Annotated in this window: 15 protein-coding genes and 1 pseudogene; 5 read left to right on the top strand and 11 right to left on the bottom strand. The window is 47.9% G+C overall.

What is annotated here, in order from left to right; genetic code table 11:
* Positions 1-57: 57 nt before the first annotated feature.
* Complete coding sequence (locus QT397_25015; protein WNZ56062.1) at positions 58-1,584, bottom strand: cryptochrome/photolyase family protein; 1,527 nt, start codon at positions 1,582-1,584, stop codon at positions 58-60.
* 32 nt (positions 1,585-1,616) lie between these two features.
* Entirely contained in the window at positions 1,617-3,176 is a 1,560-nt protein-coding gene (locus QT397_25010) for an ATP-binding cassette domain-containing protein (protein ID WNZ56061.1), read from the bottom strand.
* A 349-nt stretch (positions 3,177-3,525) separates the two neighbouring features.
* Here QT397_25010 and QT397_25005 point away from each other — a divergent pair, with 349 nt between their 5' ends.
* Positions 3,526-4,209 carry a hypothetical protein gene (locus tag QT397_25005; protein WNZ56060.1) on the top strand — a complete coding sequence of 228 codons (684 nt, stop codon included), beginning with the start codon at positions 3,526-3,528 and terminating at the stop codon, positions 4,207-4,209.
* Positions 4,210-4,248: 39 nt separating this feature from the next.
* On the opposite strand, the gene QT397_25000 is transcribed toward QT397_25005, so the two are convergent.
* From QT397_25000 to QT397_24985, 4 genes are all read right to left on the bottom strand, one after another.
* The gene (locus QT397_25000) at positions 4,249-5,445 is read right to left on the bottom strand and encodes a CaiB/BaiF CoA-transferase family protein (protein ID WNZ56059.1); all 1,197 of its coding nucleotides are present in this window, start codon (positions 5,443-5,445) and stop codon (positions 4,249-4,251) included.
* A 53-nt stretch (positions 5,446-5,498) separates the two neighbouring features.
* Positions 5,499-6,647 (bottom strand): acyl-CoA dehydrogenase family protein, encoded by a 1,149-nt coding sequence (locus tag QT397_24995; GenBank protein ID WNZ56058.1) that lies wholly within the window; start codon positions 6,645-6,647, stop codon positions 5,499-5,501.
* 105 nt (positions 6,648-6,752) lie between these two features.
* Positions 6,753-8,909 carry a 3-hydroxyacyl-CoA dehydrogenase NAD-binding domain-containing protein gene (locus tag QT397_24990; GenBank protein WNZ56057.1) on the bottom strand — a complete coding sequence of 719 codons (2,157 nt, stop codon included), beginning with the start codon at positions 8,907-8,909 and terminating at the stop codon, positions 6,753-6,755.
* Positions 8,910-8,919: 10 nt separating this feature from the next.
* Positions 8,920-10,128, bottom strand: coding sequence for an acetyl-CoA C-acetyltransferase (locus QT397_24985; protein ID WNZ56056.1), 1,209 nt, complete (start codon positions 10,126-10,128; stop codon positions 8,920-8,922).
* A 385-nt stretch (positions 10,129-10,513) separates the two neighbouring features.
* On the opposite strand from QT397_24985, the gene QT397_24980 reads away from it, so the two are divergent.
* Both QT397_24980 and QT397_24975 read left to right on the top strand, forming a co-directional pair.
* Entirely contained in the window at positions 10,514-11,422 is a 909-nt protein-coding gene (locus tag QT397_24980; GenBank protein ID WNZ56055.1) for a DUF937 domain-containing protein, read from the top strand.
* The gene (locus QT397_24975) at positions 11,413-11,757 is read left to right on the top strand and encodes an OmpA family protein (protein WNZ56054.1); all 345 of its coding nucleotides are present in this window, start codon (positions 11,413-11,415) and stop codon (positions 11,755-11,757) included. Before QT397_24980 ends, QT397_24975 begins: the two co-directional genes overlap by 10 nt.
* 93 nt (positions 11,758-11,850) lie before the next feature.
* Here the strand turns inward: QT397_24975 and QT397_24970 are convergent, their stop codons facing one another.
* On the bottom strand, positions 11,851-12,462 hold the full coding sequence (locus tag QT397_24970) for a helix-turn-helix domain-containing protein (protein ID WNZ56053.1): 612 nt from the start codon (positions 12,460-12,462) through the stop codon (positions 11,851-11,853).
* Positions 12,426-12,884: an AraC family transcriptional regulator ligand-binding domain-containing protein gene (locus QT397_24965; GenBank protein ID WNZ56052.1), complete on the bottom strand. Its 459-nt coding sequence runs from the start codon at positions 12,882-12,884 to the stop codon at positions 12,426-12,428. Before QT397_24965 ends, QT397_24970 begins: the two co-directional genes overlap by 37 nt.
* Before the next feature lie 364 nt (positions 12,885-13,248).
* Between QT397_24965 and QT397_24960 the strand changes: the two genes are divergently transcribed.
* Complete coding sequence (locus tag QT397_24960; protein WNZ56051.1) at positions 13,249-13,581, top strand: helix-turn-helix domain-containing protein; 333 nt, start codon at positions 13,249-13,251, stop codon at positions 13,579-13,581.
* Positions 13,582-13,606: 25 nt separating this feature from the next.
* On the opposite strand, the gene QT397_24955 is transcribed toward QT397_24960, so the two are convergent.
* From QT397_24955 to rpiA, 3 genes are all read right to left on the bottom strand, one after another.
* Positions 13,607-13,984, bottom strand: coding sequence for a DUF4168 domain-containing protein (locus tag QT397_24955; GenBank protein WNZ56050.1), 378 nt, complete (start codon positions 13,982-13,984; stop codon positions 13,607-13,609).
* Positions 13,985-14,297: 313 nt separating this feature from the next.
* Positions 14,298-14,888 carry a hypothetical protein gene (locus tag QT397_24950; protein ID WNZ56049.1) on the bottom strand — a complete coding sequence of 197 codons (591 nt, stop codon included), beginning with the start codon at positions 14,886-14,888 and terminating at the stop codon, positions 14,298-14,300.
* 52 nt (positions 14,889-14,940) lie between these two features.
* Complete coding sequence (gene rpiA, locus QT397_24945) at positions 14,941-15,612, bottom strand: ribose-5-phosphate isomerase RpiA (protein ID WNZ56048.1); 672 nt, start codon at positions 15,610-15,612, stop codon at positions 14,941-14,943.
* 206 nt (positions 15,613-15,818) lie between these two features.
* Between rpiA and ilvA the strand changes: the two are divergent.
* A pseudogene (gene ilvA / locus QT397_24940) lies at positions 15,819-17,336 on the top strand (threonine ammonia-lyase, biosynthetic).
* Positions 17,337-17,556: the final 220 nt, after the last annotated feature.

The raw sequence follows: 17,556 nt of genomic DNA, 5'->3' as shown, positions 1-17,556 counted from the left end.
CAGTTTAGTAATGATTAAGGAAGTCTTCGATAAATGATTTTATGATTTATATAGAGATTACGATTTTTTTGTCATAAATTGCTTTGCCCTTTTTTTTATTGCTGTCACTTCACTCTTATCAAGCTTATCCAAAAGGCTGAACATCATTGTCATTCTATGATTGCCCTCTAGCATTTTTCTTTTTTCAATTAAGAAATTCCAGTAGAGGCTGTTAAATGGGCAGGCCTTCTCTCCAGTTCGTTGTTTGACGTCATAAATACAGTCGCTGCAATAGTTGCTCATTTTGTTGATATAGGAGCCACTACTAATATAGGGCTTTGTTGCAACCAATCCACCATCGGCGAACTGGCTCATTCCCCGGGTGTTAGGCATTTCAACCCACTGAATAGCATCTATGTAAATACCGAGATACCAACTTTCCACCTGGTCAGGGTCAGTTTGTGTTAGTAGCGCAAAATTACCGGTAATCATAAGCCTTTGGATATGGTGAGCATAGGCATTTTCCAAGCTATTCCTGATAGTGTTGTGAAGGCAGTTCATGGACGTTTTGGCATCCCAGAAAAAATCTGGCAAATTATTTTTATTCTTCAACTTATTCTGATGCTCATAACTGGGCATAGACATCCAGTAGACACCGCGCATATATTCTCGCCAGCCCAATATTTGGCGTACAAAACCTTCAATCTGGTTAAGTCCTATTGAAATTTTTCCATCTTCCCAAGATTTTATCGCTGTATCGATAACCTCTTTTGGAGATATGAGTTTACTATTTAGGGAGAAGCTAATTCGGCTGTGATAAAGAAAGGCTTCATCTGGATCCATTGCGTCCTGAAAATCGCCAAAATGAGCAAGTAGATGTTTACAAAAATGACGAAGTAGTTTTATAGATTCCTCCCTGCTGGTTGGCCATATAAAATCCTCTGGATCAATCTCTCCAATACTCTTAACTCCAGACTTTTTTATACGGGATAAAGTTGAAGTGACATTACTTGTTATTTTTCCCTGCTTGGGTTTGCCCAGCTTTCCATTCCATTTTTTTCTATTGCTTTGGTCGAAATTCCACTTTCCCCCTTCAGGTTTTCCATTGTTCATCAGAATGTCATGCTTCTTCCGCATATAATGGTAGAAGCTTTCCATAAGTAGAGATTTTTTCCCCTGGAAGAAGTCTGCCAGCTCTTTTCGGGTGGTCAAAAAGTGCTCAGTGTCGTAGGCTTGAAACTCTATTGATAGTCTCTTCTCTAGTTGTAATAGTTGCTGATCTAGTCGGTACTCATCGGGAAGTTGGTACTCAAATTTTTCAATTTTGTGTTTTCTAATAATATCTTCGATATTTTTTGTAAGGTTTTGTTTGTTGTTTTTATTGTCTATTCGATAGTAGATGACATTACAGCCCCTATTTTTAAGCCACTCTGAGAAAATCTGCATAGCTTCAAAAAAGGCAACGATTTTTTGGATATGGTGAACAACGTAATCGGTCTCTTGGCGCATTTCAGCCATAAAGTAAATCTTATCCTCCTGGTTACCTCTAAACCAGGAGTGTTTTTGGTTCAATTGATCTCCTAATAGCAAGCGCAGCGTTTTCACATCTCACTTCCTTTATTTAGGTCTTAATATGCCTATAGATAGATCCTTCTATTCACTCCCACATTTTCTACAAAAGTAGAGTCATGGGAGATCAATAAAAATGTTCCGGGGTATTCTACCAGCGCAGTTTCTAGCGCTATACGCGACTCCAGATCCAAATGATTGTCCGGTTCGTCCAGTAGTAGCAGGTCTGGTGCCTCAGTGCCACGAGTAGCGGCAAGTAAAGCAACCTTTAGTCGCTCCCCTCCACTTAAAGTATTGGTAGAGCGAAGTGCAGAATCACCTCGAATATTCATTGTGGCTAGGGCTGTGCGCCAGAAGTTGGTATCTTTATCAGGGTGCAGGCGGGATAAAGTCTCCAGGGCAGATAGATTTCCATTTAGTTGTCTTAGGTTCTGATCCAGATAAAAACAGCTGCCAAAAGTTTTACACAAACCGCTGCGAGGTTTAACTCGACCAGCAATGATCTTTAGTAGCGTTGTCTTTCCGCTACCATTGGCGCCACAAATATGCCAGCGATCGCCACTGTGCATGGTAAGTGATATGGGATCACTCTGAATACCGTAGGGCAGTTTGAGATCCTCAACATGCAGACGAATACCACCCGTTAGCCCTGTTTTGCTAAGTTGCATATTTGGGAGCTTATGACTCTTATAGTCCTTTTGGCAACTTTCTAAATCTAGCTTTAACTTATGGTGCTGACGATCCAGGTTTCTAGTCAGCTTGCCTAAACTTTGCCCTGCACGATCTTTTTTCGCATCTAGTAGCGATTTACATTGGGAACCTTTTAACTTCTTACCCTGGTTTTTTCTGGTTGTAGTTTTTTCAGCAGAACTTTGCTTAAGTTTGTTTAGGCTTTTTATATTCTTTTTGGTACTTTCAATTTTCTTTTCTACAGACTGTCTCTGTATCTCTTTTTCTTTCTTGTAGTGTGAATAGTTGCCACCATATGTGCGTATTTTTCCTGAATCTAGTTCCACTATCGTGTCAGCTTGTTGGAGTAAGCTTCGATCATGACTGACCATTAGGATTCCGGCAGAATGGTTTCTAATTTTCTGCTGTAACCATTTTCTACCGTCTGAATCTAGGTGATTACTAGGCTCATCCAGTAGCAGATAGTAGTTTTTATAAGAGAAGGCATTGATTAAAGCCAGTCGGATTCTTTCACCGCCGCTAAGATTGCCGATAGGAGTGTCTAACGTGAGATTTATTCCGGCGCTGTATAAATGCTGTTGCCAAATTGTAGGTAGCTCCCATGAATCTGAGACACGTATCAGATCTTCGTCACTCTGATTGCCAGATTCAATACGTGAAAAACAGTCATAGAGGCCCGTAGGGTCGAATATATCTACAATTCTCTTGTTGGAATTGCTGCTCACTTGATCCACTTTAAGGTAGTCCGTATACCAAGTAATACTTCCCTGTTCAGGCTTTAGTTTCCCAATCAAAGCCTCTAAAAAAGTCGATTTTCCACTGCCATTATTTCCCACTAAGCCAGTAAATCCAGAATGGAAGTCAAGATGGATCCCCTTAAATAGAGATTTCTCAGGGACGTTTAAGTAAAGATTTTTTATAGAACAAATGCTCTGCATGTCACCCTCCGGTAGTCGGAATGGGTGGCGCAATACCATGATCTTGAGAGAAAGTTGTAGAGAATGGAGTACGCCACTTGCACGGGAATTGATGGCCTCTTAAGAAACCGGTTTATCTCCAGTGTGTGCAAGGCTTAATTCATTGGCGTAGATAGCTCCAAAAAGAAAAGTTGTTAAGTGTTAGCTTAATAAAGATTCAAAAATACTTCAAGCCCCAACCTAAAAGCGCTCACTTGGTACTCTCAACTCTTAAAATAGAGTGGTATAAGAGTATTATTGATATTACATTGAGATGATGCATTTTTACGACTTGATTTAGAGCAATAAGTGTTTATAAGCGGGGGTTACTATGGTATCTGAAGGTTTTATAGCAATTTGTCTATTGATCGTAAGTACTATGCTTTTTTTCTTTTACCGAAAATCACAGCGGGAACGATTTTTAAGAGACTATCAATTCCATCCGTCTCTCAAACAAAGAGTGAAGAAAAAATACCCTCATCTCAGCAACAAGCAGCTGGGTATGGTACTCGATGGGTTAAGGGAATATTTTATTATCTGCCAAACGGCTGGTAGACAAATGGTCGCTATGCCATCTCAAGTGATTGATGTCGCTTGGCATGAATTTATATTAAGCACACAGATGTATCGAAATTTTTGTAATAAATCTTTTGGACACTTTCTGCACCACACACCCAATGAAGTTATGCCAGATAGGGATACAGCTAGTGAGGGGATTAAGAGAGTGTGGCGAATTGCTTGTGTTCGTAGTGGTATAAGTCCTTCCAAGCCAAAATCGTTACCTCTGGTTTTCTCAATTGATAAAAAGTTGGGGATTAAAGATGGATTTCATTATTCGCTAAACTGTCGATCGAGAAATAGTCCCGCTGCGGATCACTGTGCCAGTCACATTGGTTGTGCCGCGAGCTGTCAAGGCGGAACTTCCGGCAGTGCCTTCTCTGGAATTTGGGGTGGCGGCTCCTCTTCAGACTCTGGAGGCAGCTGCGGCGGGGGCTGTGGTGGAGGTGGCAGCTAAAGGCAGCTATCACTGCTCTAGCAACCCTGTTCAAGGTGATTAATGAGTGACACCCTGAACATCGCAAAGCTCTTCAATTTCTTCAGCGCTAAAGCCGAGCTCACCCAGCACAACGTGATTGTGTTCTCCCAGAGCTGCCCCTCGGTTAAATAAGTGGGGCTTTTGGCCGTTAAATCTAAAGGGCGTGTTGATCTGTTTAATGTCTCCATTCACAGAGCAGATCATCTCTCTGGATTGGATAAGATCGCTATCAGCAGCTTCTGTAAAATTAAGTACGGGTTCAATACACGCATCAATATCCTGAAATATATCAATCCATTCTTTCTGGCTTTTTGTGGCAATAATTGCTGCAATATCTTTCTTAAGTGTTTCTTGTTGTCCGTCTTGGATAATGCGAGCCAGCCACTCCTTTCGGCCTATTTTTGTTAAAAATTGCTCAGCAAATTGTGGCTCTAAACTTCCCACAGAAAGATAGCGGTTATCTGCCGTGCGATAGTAATCATAATAACTTCCACCGTTTAGCAGTTCGGATTCCAGCTTGGGATCGGTATTTAAAGCCAGTGCATTGGCCCCACTAATTGCGTTTAACGCGAAACTACAGTCCGTCATACTGATATCGATATAACTGCCTTCACCGGTTCTCTGGCGATGATATACCGCAGCCAGTATCGACATAACCGCATGGTGTGAACCGCCGGCGATGTCTGCTATCTGTGTGCCGCTCAGGCAGGGGCCATGGTCACGGTTGCCGGAATAGCTGGCCAGGCCAGATAGTGCGAGATAATTGATATCGTGCCCAGCACGTTGCTTTAATGGTCCAGTCTGTCCATATCCGGTAATCGAGCAGTAAATAATGTCTGCGCGCTGTTGGCTTAAGCTTTGGTGGCCAAGGCCCAGCCTATCCATCACTCCGGGGCGGAATTGCTCGATCACAATATCGTATTGCTGAAGCAGTCGGTGAATCACCGCTTGCGCCTTTGGATTTTTTAGATCGATCGCCAGGGAGCGTTTGTTGCGGTTAATGGTTGCGTGGGCGGCGGATAGGGAAGCCGTGTCATCGACTAAAGGGGGAGAGCCCCGTAGTAAGTCTGGCCGTGTGGGAGACTCGATTCTTAGTACTTCTGCGCCCAAGTCTGCCAATAACATAGTGGCATAGGGACCGGGAAGTAGGGTAGAAAAGTCGAGTACTTTTAGCCCCTCAAGAGGGGCGCAGTGATTCTTCGTTTGCTGTTTCACTTTTTATTTCATTATTTTAATTGAGAACAGAAATTTCAATCTAGCACTTTAATTTAGTCATCGCGCAGGAGGTCTCGGGAAATAATTAATTTCATAATTTCATTGGTTCCGGCATAAATACGTGCTACACGAGCATCGGCCCAAGACCGGGCGATGGGGTATTCCCACATATAGCCATAGCCGCCATGTAACTGAACACATTCATCCAAAAGTTTGCATTGGAAATCTGTACTCAATAACTTGGCTTTCGCTGCAGTTGCAACGTCGAGTTCCTTTTTATAGTGAAGCTCCAAGCAGCGATCGATAAATACCCGAAGAGCGGTTAACTCACTATCCAGCTCAGCCAGCTTGAATTGTGTATTTTGGAAGGCAGAGATGGGTTTGCCGAAAGCCTTGCGATCCCGTACGTAATCAATCGTCCATTGCAGTGCTGCTTCTGCATTAGCTATTGCATAAATTGCCACACTTAAACGCTCTTGAGGCAATTCCTGCATTAAATAAATAAATCCCTGTCCCTCTCCACCGAGAAGGTTTTCCGCAGGGACTTTGACATCATCAAAGAACAGCTCTGAAGTATCCTGGGCCTTCATGCCTATTTTTTCTAGGTTACTGCCTCTCTTGAATCCAGGGCTATCTGCTTCCACAAGCAGCAAACTGACTCCAGAGGCCCCCTCGTGAGGGTCGGTTTTGGCCACGACAATAACCAGGTCTGCCTGCTGTCCATTGGTAATAAAAATCTTGGAACCATTGAGCAGATAGTGATCCCCTTTGCGCACAGCTGTGGTTCTCACGCCTTGGAGATCCGATCCTGCACCAGGTTCGGACATGGCGATAGCGGTGATCATCTCACCACTAATGCATTTGGGTAGGTACTTTTTCTTCTGTTCTTCCGTGCCGTAATTAATAATGTAGGGCACTGCAATATTAGAGTGCAGGCCCCAGCCAATACCGGAAAGTCCCGCTCGGGCTACCTCCTCATCAATAATGGAGTTGTAGCCATAGTCCAGCCCCAAGCCACCATACTTTTCATCAACTTGTGGACACAGAAAGCCCATTTCTCCAGCTTTATTCCACAGTTTACGATCTACCTGACCATCTTTTTCCCACTGATGGTGGTAGGGTACAGCTTCATTTTCTAAAAATTTACGTAAAGTTTCTCGAAACTGTTCGTGATCTTCGTTGTAAACAGTTCTTGGTACCATCCTTACACCACCGCATTTTATTACTGAAAAATTGAACCAGTGTTTTGATTGGCGATGTAAACAGCGAGATTTTAAAAGCCTGTTTACATCGCTCAAACCCCTGGGTTAAGGGTTGTCCGCCAGAGCTTTTCCTGACTCTGCCAGATCCAGCAAAATTGCTGGCGGGGCAAATCGATCCCCATAGGCATCAGCCAGTTGCTGGGCGCGTTGGGTAAACGCTTTCAGGCCAAACTGGCTGATGTATTGCAATGCACCACCGGTCCAGGGTGGGAAGCCGATACCGAAGATAGAGCCAATATTGGCATCTCGTACGCTGCGTAGCACATCCTCTTGATAACAGCGAAGTGTCTCCAGAGCCATAATAAACAGCAGCCGTTCCTTCACATCTTCTATCGGCAGTGCCTCTTTGGCGGGAAACTCCTTCTCAAGGCCACTCCATAAGTGCTTTTTCCCGCCCTCAGGGTAAGTATAGAAGCCGCCACCTGCAGCCTTACCAGCGCGACCAACTTCAAGCATTCGGTCGATCACTCCGTCGGCGGGATGCGTGGGGGCGGGTTTACCCTCTTTTTGCAGGTCGTTGATGGTCTGCTGGCGTATCCGGCTCATCAGCGTTAGGGAGACCTCGTCACTAACAGCTAGAGGGCCGACTGGGAAGCCAGCTAGGGCTGCGGCATTTCCAATGGTGGCGGGATTAACCCCTTCGCTAAGCATGCCGATACCTTCATTGGTAAAGCAGCCGAATACCCTTGAGGTGAAGAAGCCACGGCTGTCGTTAACAACGATAGGAGTCTTGCCAATCTGCAATACAAAGGCGAAGGCTTGGGCGAGAGTCTCATCACTGGTTTGCTCCCCACAGATAATTTCCACCAGTGGCATCTTGTCGGCAGGGGAGAAGAAATGTAGGCCGATAAATTGCTGGGGACGGTCGGAAGCTTGAGCGAGCCCAGTGATCGGCAGTGTCGAAGTATTGGAAGCAAATACTGCATTTTTCGGCAGCTGTGGTTCGGCTTCCTGGGTAACTTTACGCTTGAGTTCCCGGTCTTCGAAAACTGCTTCTATCACCAATTCACAATCAGCCAGGTCGGTATTGCTGTCTGTGGGCGTGATACGGGAGAGGATCTGATTGACCTTGTCCTCGGTAATGCGACCCCGCTGTAAGCGTTTTTGCAGGGATTTCTCTGCATATTGTTTGCCGGCTAAGGCACCTTCCATGGATACATCTTTTAATACGACATCAACACCTTTACTGGCACAGGCGTAGGCAATGGCTGAGCCCATCATGCCGGCGCCGAGTATGCCAATTTTTTGCATGGGCGACGTTTTATGATCGCGGGCGGCGGCGGGCAGTGATGCTCCGGCTTTGACTTCGTTGAGTGCAAACCAGAAAGTACCGATCATGTTTTTGGCAACCTGACCGCAAGCGAGGCCTACAAAGTGTCGGGACTCAATTCGCGTAGCAGTTTCGAAGTCGACCCTTGACCCTTCGACGACGGTTGCCATTATCGACTCTGGGGCCGGCAGACATCCCTTGGTTTTTTTCTCCAGCATTGCTGGGGCGATCATCAGTAACTGCGCATTTTTAGGGTTCTTTGCGTCCCCTCCCGGCATCCGATAATCCGGTTGATCCCAGGGCTGAGCAACAGGTTGCTCACTATTCTCTCTAATATAAGAGACAGCCTTCTCTAGTAATTCACTTTCACTGGTAACGAGCTGATGTACCAGACCGGCTTTGAGAGCCTGTTGCGGCCTCACCTGTTTTCCTTCCAGTAAGTAGGGTAGAGACTCCTGGATGCCTAAAAGGCGGGGCATACGTACACAGCCGCCACCACCAGGTAGTAAGCCTAATGTGACTTCAGGCAATCCCAGTTTTATTGCGGTGCTATCGATAACAATGCGCTGATGGCAGCTGAGGGCAATTTCCCAGCCACCGCCCAAAGCTGTGCCATTAATCGCAGCAACGACGGGTTTACCCTGGGTTTCCAGCCAGCGCAGGTTGGCTTTCATTGATTCGCAGGATTCGAAGAAAGGTTTAGCTTCTTCAATTTTTGCTGCAAATAAAGATTTGAGGTCGCCGCCGGCAAAAAAGGTATTTTTTGTGGAGCGAACAATAATTCCAGAAAATTCTTGCTGCTTAAGTTGCTCAACCGCTGCGCTCAGCGACTCGGTAAAATCCCGATCCATCACATTGGCTGAGGCATTGGGGTTGTCCATAATCAGGTGGACAATATTGTGATCGTCTTTTTCCAGGCGAATGGATTTCATAGTCTGCCCCCTAAACTCTTTCGATAATGGTTGCTACACCCATACCGCCGCCCACACATAGTGTGACCAGGCCGTAGCGAAGTTGCCGTTGTTCCAGCTCATCCAATACTGTGCCGATCAGCATTGCACCGGTCGCGCCGAGGGGGTGGCCCATAGCGATTGAGCCGCCGTTAACGTTGAGTTTTTGTGGGTCCACGTCCAACTCGTGTTGGAAACGCATCACCACTGCCGCGAAGGCTTCATTCACCTCAAAGAGGTCAATATCCTGCACCGTCAGGCCTGCGGCCTTTAGGGCTTTGCGAGTGGCGGGCGCGGGGCCTGTGAGCATGATAGTGGGCTCAGTGCCCACTACCGCAGCGGAGACAATACGGGCGCGGGGGCTGAGCCCCAGATCCCGCCCGGCCTGTTCACTGCCGATCAGCAGGGCGGCTGCGCCATCGACGATTCCTGAGGAATTTCCCGCAGTGTGAACATGGTTGATTGATTCGACCTGTGGGTAACGGGATATGGCAATGCTGTCGAAGCACAGGTCACCCATCCCGGCAAAGGACGACTTGAGTTGTGCCAGGGCCTCTATGGACGCATCTGGGCGCACCAGCTGGTCGTGATCGAGAATGGTCAGGCCATTTTGGTCGCGTACGGGAATCACAGATTTTTCGAAAGCACCGCGCTTCCAGGCGGCTGCCGCCTTGTGCTGAGAGTCCAGCGCAAAGTTATCCACATCCTCGCGGGAAAATCCGCCGAGTGTAGCGATCAAGTCCGCGCCAATGCCCTGGGGTGCAAATCCAGTATCTATTGCTGTGCGTGGGTCCATCGCCCAGGCGCCGCCGTCGCTGCCCATGGGCACCCGCGACATGGACTCTACACCTCCGGCCACTACCAGATGCTCCCACCCGGAGCGAACTTTGGTAGCGGCGAGATTGACCGCTTCGGCACCGGAGGCACAGAAGCGATTCAGAGTTACGCCACCGATATCCCAGTCCCAATTGGCAGCTAAAGCTGCCACTTTTGCGATATCGGCACCCTGATCTCCGATCGGTGTAACACAGCCCATAACGATATCGTCCACTTTGGCAGTGTCGAATCTATTGCGGGTCTGTAATTCTTTCAGGAGATCTGAAAGCAGGGTGATAGGTTTGACTTCGTGAAGGGCACCGCTGGATTTGCCTCTGCCCCGCGGGGTGCGGATAGCATCGTAGATGTAGGCTTCGGTTGGCACGGTTTTAGCCTCTTTTTATTTTATGGTTTCGCTTATTACCATAGTGCGGTGCAGCTTGGGTTCAATGATAAAAATTGCCACGGAAGATGACTCAGCTTCCAGGTGCTACCGAAAAATTCCTAGTCAAATATCTTTTTATTTATTCCAAATTAACCTAACCATGTGGAGGTACTGCCGTACACTCAAGTAAGGCGCCTAAATCTATTGAAATTTTGGCACGGTAAATTGGCACTTAAATTATCTTTGCGGCTGGAGGAATCCCATGTCAGGCAGGGTAATGGGTGATACAGGGCAGCTGAGAAAAATTTGAATGGGTAACACACAGGTGACCCCGGACAAATAAATGTACTTTGACGGTCCCTGAGGTGGTGAGCGAGGTTTGGCTATGGCGGATAATGTTTTGGATATGGCTACCGGCCAATTGGGCTCCGGGGGTATTGATGCGCTGACAAAGGCTTTGAATTTGCCGGCAGGGCAAGGTGAAGCTGCACTCTGCTCAGGTGTTGCTTACATACTGGCTGGTATGTTGAACAGGGCTAGTAGCAAGACGGGAATGGGTTATTTATTTAATTTAATTTCTGAAAGTGAAGCGCTGGATTTGTCTAAATTTGCCACCGCTATTTCCTCACCAGAAAAGTTGAAGTCAATTACAGACATCGGTGAGAAAATGCTGGAAAAAATTTTCAGCAGTCGTAAAAAAGAGGTCCTGGAAGTTGCAGCGAATAATTTGGGGAAAGAGGGCGGAGATCTATTGAGTGTATCCGCACCGATAGTTACTTCGTTGATGCAAAGCCAGGCCAAAGTTCAAAAAATGGATGTTTCCGACTTGGCTTCATTCCTGATTGGGCAGCGGGAGCATTTACAGGGGTATATACCGGATAACCTTCTCCAAGCAATCGACGTTCCAGATTTTGGGAAGCTGGGAGACGCTCTGGTTACCCATGGCCACGCCAAACCCCAGGAACCTCGGGCTACAGCAATTCAGGGGCCCGAAGAAAAACGTAAACCGGTTAGTTTCAGCAGTTGGTTTTTTCCTTTGCTGTTGGTACTTGTGGTTCTCTACGCATTGAATATGTGTATGTTGAAAGGGAAAAAGGAAAATTCAGTAAGCAATCCTTCCATGACTTCCCAGGAAGCGAGCTTTATGGAGTCCGCTTCACAGCCGGTAGGGGATTCCCCCTTGAGAAAGCGGAAGAGGAAGCGCAACTGGGCCCCGATAACTTTTCCAGTAATTTGCGTGATTATCTCAAGAGCTTTTCAGACAATCCCGACCGGGAATTCCCCATGCGGGTGAACTTTGAAAAGGGAACCGCAAAAATCACCAACCCTGCAGCTGAGGATATCGATGCTCTGGCAAAAATCATGCAGGACAACCCCAACTTAACCATTGCTATTGAAGGGCATGTAAAAGGTGAGGGTAATGAAATTGCAGAGCAGGAAATTTCCCAAGAACGTGCGGATGTAGTGAAAGAGCTTTTATTGAAGAAGGGGATAGCGGCAAATCGTATCACTGCAACAGGAATGGGCTCAGCTAAGCTTGTCCCGGAAGATATGGCGGAGAAGAGGGACCAAAAAGCCCTTAATGTTGAGCGAGTTAGTATCCGGGTAGTGACAAACTCTCAGGAGTAGCCGGGATACGGGAGTCCCTTTAAAGGATATTTTCCAAGGTAGATTTCATTTATAAAAAATCCCGGTCTTTTGACCGGGATTTTTAGTGTCGCCTTAACTACGGAATTTATCCCTGTAAGCTCCGGGAGCTAGCCCTGTCCACTTTTTAAATGCGCGATTAAAAGCGCTGGGTTCGGAAAAGCCCAGGCGCTCGGCAATTTCAGCTACAGCGGTTTCCTGTTGTTTTAACTGGTAAACCGCCATATCCCGTCGAACAGAGTCTTTAATATCCTGCCAGCTGTTGCCCTCCTCTTTGAGGCGGCGGCGCAGTGTCTGTGGAGATGTGTACAAGCGTGCGGCGACATCGTCCAGTGACAGATTTTCGATACTATTTTGCTGTTGCAGCATACGGCGAATACGACCGGTGAAACTGTGGTCGGATTTGTATTGGGTCAACAGGCACTCGGGGGCGCGGGACAGGAAGTCTGCCAGCTGTTGCTCATCGCGTACCAGGGGCATTTGCAAATAGCGAGTGTTAAATACCAGGCAGGTTTCACCTTGGTTAAAGTAGTGCCTGCAAGGGAACATATCGCTGTAGTCTTCGTTGTAGTCGGGCGGGGGAAACGCCAGAAGAACGCGCTCTAATAGAATGGTACGGTCGATCAGCCAGCTAAAAAAGCGCAACCAGATTACCGCGATAGATTCGACGAAAATTTGGTTGGGCAATTTTTTTCATTGGTGTGGTGAATGATCAGTCGAGCTTCTTCACCATCCTCGACCAGCTTGATGTGCAAGTCGTCACTCACCATGCTGATAAAGCGGCTAGAGCGAAGCAGGGCTCGGCGCAGGTTGGGACAGGTGATACAAGCGTGCCCCATCATGGCAAAAGTGCCCGGCAGCCAAGGGCGCGCCAGGAATCCTCCTGACTCATCGTTCAGAAAATCCCACTCAAGGCGTAACAAGTTGGCCATCTGCTCCCGGCCAACGCGGCTATCGGGATCATCTAGCTGGGCGGGGGCGATTCCGCTATCGATGAGTAGTTGTTGGCAATCCAGTCCGGTCGCTTGTGCACCAACCAGATGGGCCTTTACCGCAGCGGCGGGAATACCTAGCCCCGCTTCGCGGAGTTTGGGGTTTTCATTGTCCACTCTTTCAGCCTCACAATTATTTTCTGTCTGCTGCTGTATTACGGTATGGATTATGCGCAAACAGAGAGAGAAAGTCAGGCTTCTGCTTAATTTATATGCAACTGCCTGTGCTTTTATTAGTGGTGACAGTTTCGAACTTGATGGGCTTATGGAATAAAAGTTGTCTATTTCTGTCTTTTAATGTGTATTTTTTGCGTTAACGACTGAAAATCCCAGTTTTGCTCTCAACAATTTTCTATGCTTGTTCCTCTGTGGACTGACAGTTCTTTTAAAGTTTGATAGCGATAGTGAATCACTATTTCCTCGACCTGTAAGTTATATTCGTCAACAATAGGAAAAATTCCGTTAGTGAAGGACTGGTCAAATGTCACCGACGTCTGTTGCAAGTCTGTTAAACCCGACCATCTGCCGGCGAATGTTGATTGCTTACCTGATCGAGCATATTCCGCGTCCCAATAATCCTACTTTGGAGGAGGCAACTGGATGGCCTCGCCGTACGGTGCAGGACATTATTGCGAAAGGATTGCCGGGGCATGGCACAGTTGTAGAGTTCATTCAGGAGGGCGTGCGCCACAATGACGGCTACTACCTGCTGCGTGATTGGGGGTCTTTTGACAAGAATTGGGTGAAAACCAATTTGCCGATTATTTGCCAGGTGTTAGATGTAAAGCTGGATTTGAGTGACGCAATGAGCTGATCAGAGCGCCACTCACAAAGTTGGATTACTGCTGTGGCGCATGGCTTTGCTGAAGAATTTTGTTCACTTTCTCCAGTAGGGCGGGATTCGATTTAATGCTGTTGGCAATTTCCTGGTATTTGGTTTTGGAAAGGCCGGCTTTTTCAATTGCGGCGATCATTTTTCCCTGTGCTTCTTTGTTGATCGCTTCCGCTTCCTTGATATCGGCAGCCGCTTTCAGTTTGGGAGCGTATTCTCGACTCAGCATCACGATAGAGCGATAGGCGTTGGCAAATTGCTTGAGCTGCGGTTCGCTAAACGAAGCTTTGGGGGCGGTTGTTTGGCTGGTAGCAGGTTGTGCGAAGGTCATCGGCACGCTGAGTGATATTGCCAATACAGCCAGGTATTTCAAAAAGAGCTTCATCGGGCACTCCAAAAAGTATAAGGACGCTTTTGCTTCTCAGAGGGAGCACCCAGCGTCACGTTGGGGCTGTAAATTTATGCTTGTGGCGGAGCTTTAGTGACCTGTACCAAGTCTAAAGCGGGTAGCTATTAGTCTTCAGCGTAGTCAGTTTCTGGCGCCTTGTAGCGCCTTTTTCCGCCAGCAAGGAGAATTTTTCCTGGAGTGGTTGTGAGGTCATAAAATTTAGCGAGCGGCTGTCGCCGCTCATAATGCAGGAAAACTGCACCGGATTTAAACCGAGGTGGGCCTTGCGACTAACGGTCGTTGTGATCAGCTAGAAAATCCAGAGAAATTTCTTGCGTTTTTTCAGCGACTGTTCGCAGCTATTGAGTTGTTGCTGATATTTTTGCGCCCTGGCAGATACCTTGTGGGATACATTCTTTAGCCAGGCTTTATTCTGGAAAGTGCGCCGATTAAAACCACCGTGCCCCTCGTGGTAGGCGAGGTAAAGGCTGTAGGTGTCATTGGCGCGTATCTGGCACTGGCGTGCACTGGTGTTGTTATACCAGCCGATAAAATCGATGGCGTCGCCAAAATCATCCCGATCGGCACCGTAGTTAAAGGAAGACCTTTGGTAGTGGCGCCAAGTGGTCCCCAGAGCCTGGGGATAACCGTAGGCATCGGAAGGCCTCGGGCCGGGGATAAAGCCCAGGATCTTGGTGCGCGGGGGCTTGGCATCATGCACAAAACGGGATTCCTGGTGCATGATTGCCATCATCACTGCAATTGGAGAGCCCCATTTTTCCTCCGCGTCTTTTGCTTCGCCGTACCACTTCTTTTTTTCCTGGAAAATAGAGCAGACGTTGTCGAGATTACTTGGAGGTGCGGTTGCACAGCCGCTGCTCAGTGCAACAGCACTGAGCAAAACCAGCAGTCCGCATTTTTTATTTTTTTGTGCATAACTATTTACGACATGTTTAAACGGTAATGGTCTTCACTCCGGCACTGGTGCCAAGCAGTAAAATATCGGCGGAGCGCTTGGCAAAGATACCGTTGGTCACCACACCGGTAATGTTATTGATGGTTTCTTCAAGGACAGTGGGGTGTTCGATACGCAGATTGTATACATCGAGAATGGCATTGCCATTATCTGTGATCACACCTTGACGATAAACCGGATCACCGCCCAGTTTAACCAGCTCCCGGGCAACCAGCGAGCGTGCCATGGGGATAACTTCAACCGGTAGGGGAAACTCTCCCAGGACTTTTACCCACTTGCTCTCATCGGCAATGCAGATAAATTCTTCAGAGCAGGCCGCCACGATTTTTTCTCTAGTCAATGCAGCACCACCACCTTTGATCATTTCAAGGGCCGGGTTCACTTCATCGGCACCATCCACATAGAACTGGATGCTGTCGACGGCATTAAGCTCATAAACGGGAATGCCGTGGGATTTGAGTCGCTGTGCGGAGGCTTCAGAACTGGCCACAGTACCGTCAAAGGTACCTTTGATCTCCGCCAGGTAATCGATAAAGAAGTTAGCTGTGGAACCGGTACCTACGCCGACAATGGAATTGTCCTCCAGGCGCGGGGCGATATAGTCGATAGCGGCGCGAGCTGTCGCCTGTTTCAATTCATCCTGGGTCATACTCTGGATAGTTTCCTTTGCAATTATTTCGCCTTAATTTGTATCTGACGATAAAAAAAGCGCGTCTGGTTGTTTTTTGTGGCAAATGTGCTTCTCAAGGCTTAGACTGTCATGCCGGTGCTGCGCTTCACACAGGGCCTTTGTAACCCTGCTATTAGTCTACGCTGAGTCGCGCACAGTAATTAACCGCTACGGCCGTCAAACACGTCATGCCCAAGTCCTATATCAAGCGCATTTTAGACGCACGTATTTACGATGTCGCTACCGAGACGCCATTGGAGCAAATGCGCCAACTCTCCCATCGGTTTAACAACCGGATTCTGTTGAAGCGCGAAGATCTGCAGCCGGTGTTTTCCTTCAAGATTCGAGGGGCATACAACAAGCTCCTGCAGTTGCCCGCCGAGGAGCGGGCCCGGGGAGTGATTGCTGCATCGGCGGGTAACCATGCCCAGGGGCTTGCCCTGAGCGCTGCCCAAATGGGAGTGCGCGCCACTATAGTGATGCCCAAAACCACCCCGCAAATTAAGGTGAGTGCTGTGCGCATGCGCGGTGCCGAAGTCGTGCTACATGGGGATACTTTTGATGAAGCGGCGGCGAGGGCTCGCGAGCTGGTTGAAGAGCGGGGGCTGGTATTTATCCACCCCTACGATGACCCCGATGTAATCGCCGGCCAGGGCACCGTGGCTATGGAGATGCTGCGACAGCACTCGGGTAACCTGGACGCGGTGTTTATTCCGGTCGGAGGGGGTGGTTTAGCTGCGGGTATGGCCGCCTATATCAAATATGTACGTCCGGAAACCAAAGTCTACGGTGTAGAGCCGCAGGATGCTGCCTGTCTGGAGGCCGCGCTGAAAGCCGGCGAGCGCGCTCGGCTAGCGGAGGTGGGCTTGTTTGCCGATGGTGTTGCCGTTGCACAAATCGGTGAGGAGACCTTCCGGGTTCTGCGCGAAACCGTGGATGGGGTTATCACTGTTAGTACCGATGAAATCTGTGCGGCCATTAAGGATATATTCGAGGATACACGCTCTATCGCTGAGCCGGCCGGGGCCGTCGGTTTGGCGGGGCTGAAGAAATATCTGGAGCAAAACGACAATCGCAATGGCACCTTCGCCACAGTGTGCAGTGGAGCCAATATTAATTTTGATCGCCTGCGCTACATTAGTGAGCGCACTGAGATCGGTGAAAAGCGCGAGGCGGTCCTCGCAGTAAAAATTGCTGAGCAACCGGGAAGTTACCTGCAGTTCTGCCGGGATTTAGGGGACCGCTCAATTACTGAGTTTAACTATCGTTTTGCCAGTGATAACGAAGCGCATATCTTTGTGGGTTTGCAGGTGGTATCTGAGGAAGACCGCAGCCAATTGGTCAGTCAGCTTGAGTCCAAAGATTATCAGGTTACCGATCTTACCGATAACGAAATGGCGAAACTGCATATTCGCCATTTAGTGGGAGGTAGAGTGCCGGGCTTGCCCGACGAAGTTATTTACCGCTTTGAATTTCCCGAGCGCCCGGGGGCCTTGCGCAAGTTCCTCGAGCATCTCGCCGGGCGTTGGAATATAACGCTGTTTCACTATCGCAATCACGGGGCAGCTTATGGGCGTGTTCTTGTGGGATTGCAGGTGGAGCCGGCAGCGAGGGACGAACTACAGACACTATTACACCAGCTTCAATTTCGTTTTTGGGATGAAACACAGAATCCGGCTTATCGGTTATTTTTGGGCGCTTAAACCATCGCTTCCCGATATCTGAGAAAGACGTCTCATTTATCGAAACGTGTATAGACTGCAAATCCTGTTTTGTCGAACTTGCTTGTCTAATTTTGAGACAAAAAACTCATAAAATATCCAATAAACGGTTACTATTACGCCGCTTCTTGAGTATTGTCTATTCGCGTGGAACTTTTGCTGTGGCTCTGGTCATAAGCGGGGCGAAACGCATATAAAAACA

The organism is Microbulbifer sp. MKSA007, assembly GCA_032615215.1.
Classification (GTDB): domain Bacteria; phylum Pseudomonadota; class Gammaproteobacteria; order Pseudomonadales; family Cellvibrionaceae; genus Microbulbifer.
The sequence above is the reverse complement of the archived record's forward strand: the minus strand, read 5'-3'. Positions and strand labels throughout refer to the sequence as shown.